Raw genomic sequence first — 5,666 nt, 5'->3', positions numbered from 1 at the left:
GCGGGGTGGCGACGATCCCGACGAGGCTGGAGAAGGAGCCCGCGCAGATCGCCGCCGGAACGTTCCCGCGCGCGATCGAGGTGAAGGCGATCGAGGACTGGACGGTGGAGGGGACGAGGCAGAGGAACTGGAGGCCGCCGGCGTCCTGCCGTACGGCCTGGCCTCCGCCGTACGCAGCGAACTGGCCTCGGCCGACCGGGAGATCCGGACCGGTGGCCCCCTGCCCGGCGACACACGTGGCGACGAGGAACTCATCACCGGCTTCGCGGCGGACCTGCGCGACTTCGCCCGGCGCCGGGGCCTCGACCGGGTCGTGGTCGTCAACGTGGCCTCGACCGAACCGGCGCCCACGGACCCCGGCACCCTGCCGCCCAGCTCCCTCTACGCGGCCGCGGCGCTGCGGGCGGGCTGTCCGTACGTGAACTTCACCCCCTCCACCGGGCTGCGCGCGCCGGCCCTCCAGGACGCCGTCGCGGCCAGTGGCCTTCCCCACGCGGGACGCGACGGCAAGACGGGCCAGACGCTGCTCCGTTCCGTACTCGCCCCGATGTTCGTGCAGCGGGCCCTGTCCGTACGGGCGTGGTCCGGCACGAACCTGCTCGGCGGCGGGGACGGGGCAGCGCTGGCCGACCCGGCCGCGGCGGCGGCGAAGAACGCGGGCAAGAACCGGGTACTGGCCGACACGCTCGGCGTGCTGCCCGAGGGCGACGTCCACATCGACGACGTACCGGCGCTCGGCGAGTGGAAGACGGCGTGGGACCACATCGCCTTCGACGGCTTCCTCGGCTCGCGCATGACGCTCCAGACGACGTGGCAGGGCTGCGACTCGGCGCTCGCGGCGCCGCTGGTGCTGGACCTCGCCCGGCTGCTGGCCCGGGCCCACGAGGTGGGCGTGTCCGGGCCGCTGCCGGAGCTGGGCTTCTACTTCAAGGACCCGGACGACGGCGGCCCGGCGGCGCTCGCGGCGCAGTACGAGGCGCTGCTCGGCTTCGGGGCGCGGCTGCGGGCGGCCCGGTGAGGCCGTCCGGGCGCGCGGCCGCGTGGGCGGAACTCCTGCGCGTCTCCGCCCTGTTCACCGTCCCCGGTGACGCGGTGGCGGGAGCGGCGTGCGTCGGCGTACATCCGAACCGGGGCACGGCGCTGGCCGTCGGAGCCTCGCTGTGTCTGTACGAGGCGGGCATGGCGCTGAACGACTGGGCGGATCGCGCCGAGGACGCGGTGGACCGTCCGCACCGCCCGATCCCTTCGGGCCGCGTCACACCTCGGGCCGCCCTGGCGGCGTCGGGCGCGCTGACGGCCGCGGGCCTCGCGCTGGCCGCCGCCGCGGGCCGGCCGGCGCTGGCGGTGGCCTCGGGGCTGGCCGCCACGGTGTGGGCGTACGACCTGCGCCTGAAGCACACCCCGGCGGCCCCGGCGACGATGGCCGCGGCCCGGGCCCTGGACCTGCTCCTCGGCGCGACGGCGACGGCGACACGGGGCCGGCCGGACACCCTCCCCGCTTTCCGGGGCGTTCGGTCGCCGGCCGGACCCGCCGTGGCCGGGGCAGGCGCTCGTGACGCGGCCCGCCCTGCGCGGCGCCGGAGTGCGGCCGGTCCGGCGTCCGCCGACCGGGGTCCGGAGCGACTCCTCGGTGCGGGTGGCGGGGCGAGGAACGAGGGCCGCAGGACACGGCCCACCCCCGGACGCGACGCACTGACCGCCGCGACCGTGCTGGGCGCGCACACCTACGCCGTCACGGCTCTCTCGCGCCGGGAAACGCAAGGAGGCTCCACCGGCACGCCTCTCGCCGCCCTCGCGGCAACCGCCGTACTGGCCACCCTGACCGCCCGCGCCCGCCCCGGTGACGCGGGCGCCATGGCGCCGCCCCGGGGAGCCGGCGGCGCACCCGCGCCGGCCACCCGGCAACCCGGCGCCCGCCACCGGGCGCACAGCGTCGCCACCCGCTTGGCGACGCCCGCCGGCCTCGCGGCCGCCGCCTACCTCCGCACCGCCGCCAAGCCGTTCCTGCACGCCGCGCTCAACCCCTCACCGGCCCTCACCCAGCGAGCCGTCGGCGGCGGGATCCGCGCCATGATCCCGCTGCAGGCCGCGCTCGCCGCCCGCAGCGGTGCGGTCGGAGCCGGGGCGGCGCTCATCGGGCTCGTGCCCGTCGCCCGCACACTGTCGCGAAAGGTGAGTCCCACATGACCGGCGACCCCGTACGTCACTCCAGCTCCGGCGCCCGTCCCGCCCCCGGGCCCGTCCGGTTCGGCTACGGGACCAACGGGCTCACCGACCTCCGGCTGGACGACGCCCTCGCCCTCCTCGCCGACCTCGGGTACGACGGCGTCGGGCTGACGCTCGACCACATGCACCTGGACCCCCTCGCCCCCGGGCTCGCCGCCGAGACGGCCCGGGTGGCCCGCAGGCTGTCGCGGCTCGGTCTGGGCGTGACCGTCGAGACCGGCGCGCGGTACGTGCTCGACCCGCGCCGCAAGCACGGCCCGTCCCTGCTCGACCCGGACCCGGCCGGCCGCGCGGCCCGCGCCGGTCTGCTCCGCACGGCGGTACGCGTGGCGGCGGACCTGGGCGCCCACGCCGTCCATTGCTTCAGCGGCGTCACCCCGGCCGGCACCCCGCCCGACAGCGCCTGGCAGCGGCTGACGCGATCGCTCGGCCCGGTGGCCGACGCGGCCGCCTCCGCCGGCGTACCGCTCGCCGTCGAGCCGGAACCCGGGCACCTCCTCGCCACCCTGGCCGACTTCCACCACCTGCGCCGTGCCCTCGGTGACCCGCCCTCCCTCGGCCTGACCCTCGACATCGGCCACTGCCAGTGCCTGGAACCGTCCTCTCCCGCCGACTGCGTGCGCGAGGCCGCCCCGTGGCTGCGGCACGTGCAGATCGAGGACATGCGCCGGGGCGTGCACGAGCATCTGCCGTTCGGGGACGGCGAGATCGACTTCCCACCCGTACTGGAAGCACTCGCGACCAGCGGCTACCAGGGCCTGACGGTCGTCGAACTGCCCCGCCACTCGCACGCCGGACCCGCCCTGGCCGCACAGTCCCTCGACTTCCTGCGCGGGGCGCTGCCCGCCGGGCCGCTCGTACCGGCGGGGGATGACGCGCGATGCTGACCGCCCTGACCGAACTGACCGACGGCTCACCCGCCCGCGCCGTGCAGGCCGCGCTCGAAGAGCATCTGGCGGGTGCGGACCGCGCCTGGCTCCACGAAGCCCTGGCGGAGGCGCAGGCCGCAGCGGACGCCGAAACCGCAGCGGAGGCCGGGGCGGCGGGCCGGTCCCTGTGGACCCTCCCCACCTGGGAACTCCGGTTCGCCGAAGCCGGGCGTCACTGCCGCCCCGCCCGCGGCGGCCCGTCCGGCCCGAGCGCCCAGGACCTCGCCGACGCCGCCCGCGTCCTGCTCCTGCACACCGTACGAGCCGGCCACGACACCACCAGCCGCCTCTACACGCACGGCAGCGCCGCCGAACGCCGCGCCGTCCTGCTCGCCCTCCCGCACCTGAGCGCGCACACCCCACCGGCTTCCGCGCTCGCGCTCGTCGAAGACGCCCTGCGCACCAACGACACCCGCCTCGTGGCCGCCGCCGTCGGCCCGTACGCCGCCGAGCACCTCGATCAGCACGCCTGGCGGCACGCCGTCCTCAAGTGCCTGTTCACCGGAGTGCCGGTGGACGCCGTCGACGGCCTGGCCCCGCGCGCCCGGGGCGACGCCGAACTGGCCCGGATGCTCCGCGACTACGCCGCCGAACGCACCGCCGCGGGCCGCCCCGTACCCGACGATCTCCACCGCGTCCTCGCCCTCACGGCCGACCGCGACACGGCGGACCGCCCCCACGTCACGGCAGCCCCCTCCGAGGAGTCCTGATGCGCATCTTCGACCCCCACATCCACATGACCTCCCGCACCACGGACGACTACGAGGCGATGTACGCCGCCGGAGTGCGCGCCGTCGTCGAGCCGTCGTTCTGGCTGGGCCAGCCCCGCACCTCGCCCGCCAGCTTCTTCGACTACTTCGACGCCCTCCTCGGCTGGGAGCCCTTCCGCGCCTCCCAGTACGGCATCGCCCACCACTGCACGCTGGCCCTCAACCCCAAGGAGGCGAACGACCCCCGCTGCACCCCCGTTCTCGACGCGCTTCCCCGCTACCTCGTCAAGGACTCGGTCGTCGCCGTCGGCGAGATCGGCTACGACTCCATGACGCCCGCCGAGGACACCGCCCTCGCCGCCCAGCTCCAGCTCGCCGCCGACCACGGGCTGCCCGCCCTCGTGCACACCCCGCACCGCGACAAGCTCGCCGGTCTGCACCGCACCGTCGACGTCATCCGTGAATCGGACCTCCCCCCGGAGCGCGTCCTGCTCGATCACCTCAACGAGACCACCGTAAAGGCCGCCACTGACAGCGGCTGCTGGCTCGGCTTCTCCATCTACCCCGACACCAAGATGGACGAGGACCGGATGGTCGCCGTCATCAAGGACCACGGCATCGAGAAGGTACTGGTCAACTCCGCCGCCGACTGGGGAAAGAGCGACCCGCTCAAGACCCGCAGGGTCGGCGACGCCCTGCTCGCCGCCGGCTTCACCGAGGACGACGTCGACCAGGTCCTGTGGCGCAACCCCGTCGCCTTCTACGGCCTCAGCGGCCGCCTGCGGCTCGACGTGACCGACTGCCCCGAGCCGCTCCACGAGGGCAACTCCATCCTTCGCGGCGGGGAATGAGAAGGAGGCCGGCCACCATGCGCTTCCGCCACCCCGACGGTTCCACCGTCCACCTGGCGTACTGCACCAACGTCCACCCCGCCGAGACCCTCGACGGCGTACTCGCCCAGCTGCGGGACCACTGCGAGCCCGTGCGCAGACGCCTCGGCCGCGACCGCCTCGGCATCGGTCTGTGGCTCGCGAAGGACGCCGCGCGCGCCCTGACCACCGACCCGGCGGCCCTGCGCGGACTGCGCGGCGAACTGGACAGACGCGGACTCGAAGTCGTCACCCTGAACGGCTTCCCGTACGCGGGATTCGGTGCCGAGGAGGTCAAGTACCGCGTCTACCGGCCCGACTGGACCGAGGCCCCGCGGCTCGACCACACCACCGACCTCGCCCACCTCCTCGCCGCGCTGCTGCCCGAGGACGTCACCGAGGGCACGATCTCCACCCTCCCGCTCGCCTGGCGCGTCCCCTTCGGCGCGGCCGCCGCCGAGGCCGCCCGCGCGGCGCTCACCACGCTCGCCGAGCGCCTGGACGCCCTGGAGGAGCTGACGGGCAAGTCCGTCCGCATCGGTCTCGAACCCGAGCCGGGCTGCACGATCGAGACCACCGCCGACGCCATCGGCCCCCTCACCGGCCTGGCCTCGCCGCGCATCGGCGTCTGCGTCGACACCTGCCACCTCGCCACCTCCTTCGAGGACCCGGCGACCGCCCTCGACGCGCTCACCGCGGCCGGAGTCACCATCCCCAAAGCCCAGCTCTCCGCCGCCCTGCACGCCGAACACCCCCACCTCCCCGAGGTCCGCGAAGCCCTCGCCGCCTTCGCCGAACCGCGCTTCCTCCACCAGACCCGCACCCGCACCGCGGCCGGCCTGCGCGGCACCGACGACCTCGGCGAGGCCCTCACCGAGGCGGTGCTCCCCGACGGCGCCCCCTGGCGCGCCCACTTCCACGTCCCCCTGCAC

At 75.6% G+C, this 5,666-nt stretch carries 6 protein-coding genes and 1 pseudogene; 6 read left to right on the top strand and 1 reads right to left on the bottom strand.

Annotated features, from left to right (window positions below):
• A partial coding sequence (locus E2E34_RS37555) for a bile acid:sodium symporter (protein WP_439333696.1) occupies positions 1-493 on the bottom strand: 493 nt, incomplete at its 3' end.
• Between E2E34_RS37555 and E2E34_RS37550 the strand changes: the two are divergent.
• From E2E34_RS37550 to eboE, 6 genes and pseudogenes are all read left to right on the top strand, one after another.
• Positions 419-883: pseudogene (locus tag E2E34_RS37550) on the top strand (inositol-3-phosphate synthase); the annotation flags it as partial. The gene E2E34_RS37555 and the pseudogene E2E34_RS37550 sit on opposite strands and share 75 nt — an antisense overlap.
• Positions 820-2,187, top strand: a complete 1,368-nt coding sequence (locus E2E34_RS30435; protein ID WP_439333697.1) for a UbiA family prenyltransferase — start codon at positions 820-822, stop codon at positions 2,185-2,187. The pseudogene E2E34_RS37550 and the gene E2E34_RS30435, both read left to right, overlap by 64 nt.
• A complete protein-coding gene (locus E2E34_RS30430; protein ID WP_138905088.1) occupies positions 2,184-3,113 on the top strand; it encodes a sugar phosphate isomerase/epimerase family protein in 930 nt (309 codons plus the stop codon). The genes E2E34_RS30435 and E2E34_RS30430 overlap by 4 nt, the downstream gene beginning before the upstream one ends.
• Entirely contained in the window at positions 3,107-3,865 is a 759-nt protein-coding gene (locus E2E34_RS30425; protein WP_138905087.1) for an EboA domain-containing protein, read from the top strand. Before E2E34_RS30430 ends, E2E34_RS30425 begins: the two co-directional genes overlap by 7 nt.
• The gene (locus E2E34_RS30420; RefSeq protein WP_138905086.1) at positions 3,865-4,716 is read left to right on the top strand and encodes a TatD family hydrolase; all 852 of its coding nucleotides are present in this window, start codon (positions 3,865-3,867) and stop codon (positions 4,714-4,716) included. The genes E2E34_RS30425 and E2E34_RS30420 overlap by 1 nt, the downstream gene beginning before the upstream one ends.
• A gap of 17 nt (positions 4,717-4,733) precedes the next feature.
• Positions 4,734-5,666, top strand: a 933-nt coding sequence (eboE, locus tag E2E34_RS30415) for a metabolite traffic protein EboE (RefSeq protein ID WP_138905085.1), incomplete at its 3' end; no start/stop codon positions are given.

Origin of the sequence: Streptomyces albidochromogenes, from assembly GCF_005981925.1 — a bacterium.
GTDB classification, from domain to species: Bacteria; Actinomycetota; Actinomycetes; order Streptomycetales; family Streptomycetaceae; genus Streptomyces; species Streptomyces albidochromogenes.
This window is presented reverse-complemented; position numbering and strand designations above follow the sequence as displayed.

Excerpts from the sequence above, each read along its gene's own strand:
- E2E34_RS30425 (WP_138905087.1), top strand. The coding sequence starts at position 3,107 with ATGCTGACCGCCCTGACCGAACTGACCGACGGCTCACCCGCCCGCGCC.
- E2E34_RS30430 (WP_138905088.1), top strand. The coding sequence starts at position 2,184 with ATGACCGGCGACCCCGTACGTCACTCCAGCTCCGGCGCCCGTCCCGCC.
- E2E34_RS30420 (WP_138905086.1), top strand. The coding sequence starts at position 3,865 with ATGCGCATCTTCGACCCCCACATCCACATGACCTCCCGCACCACGGAC.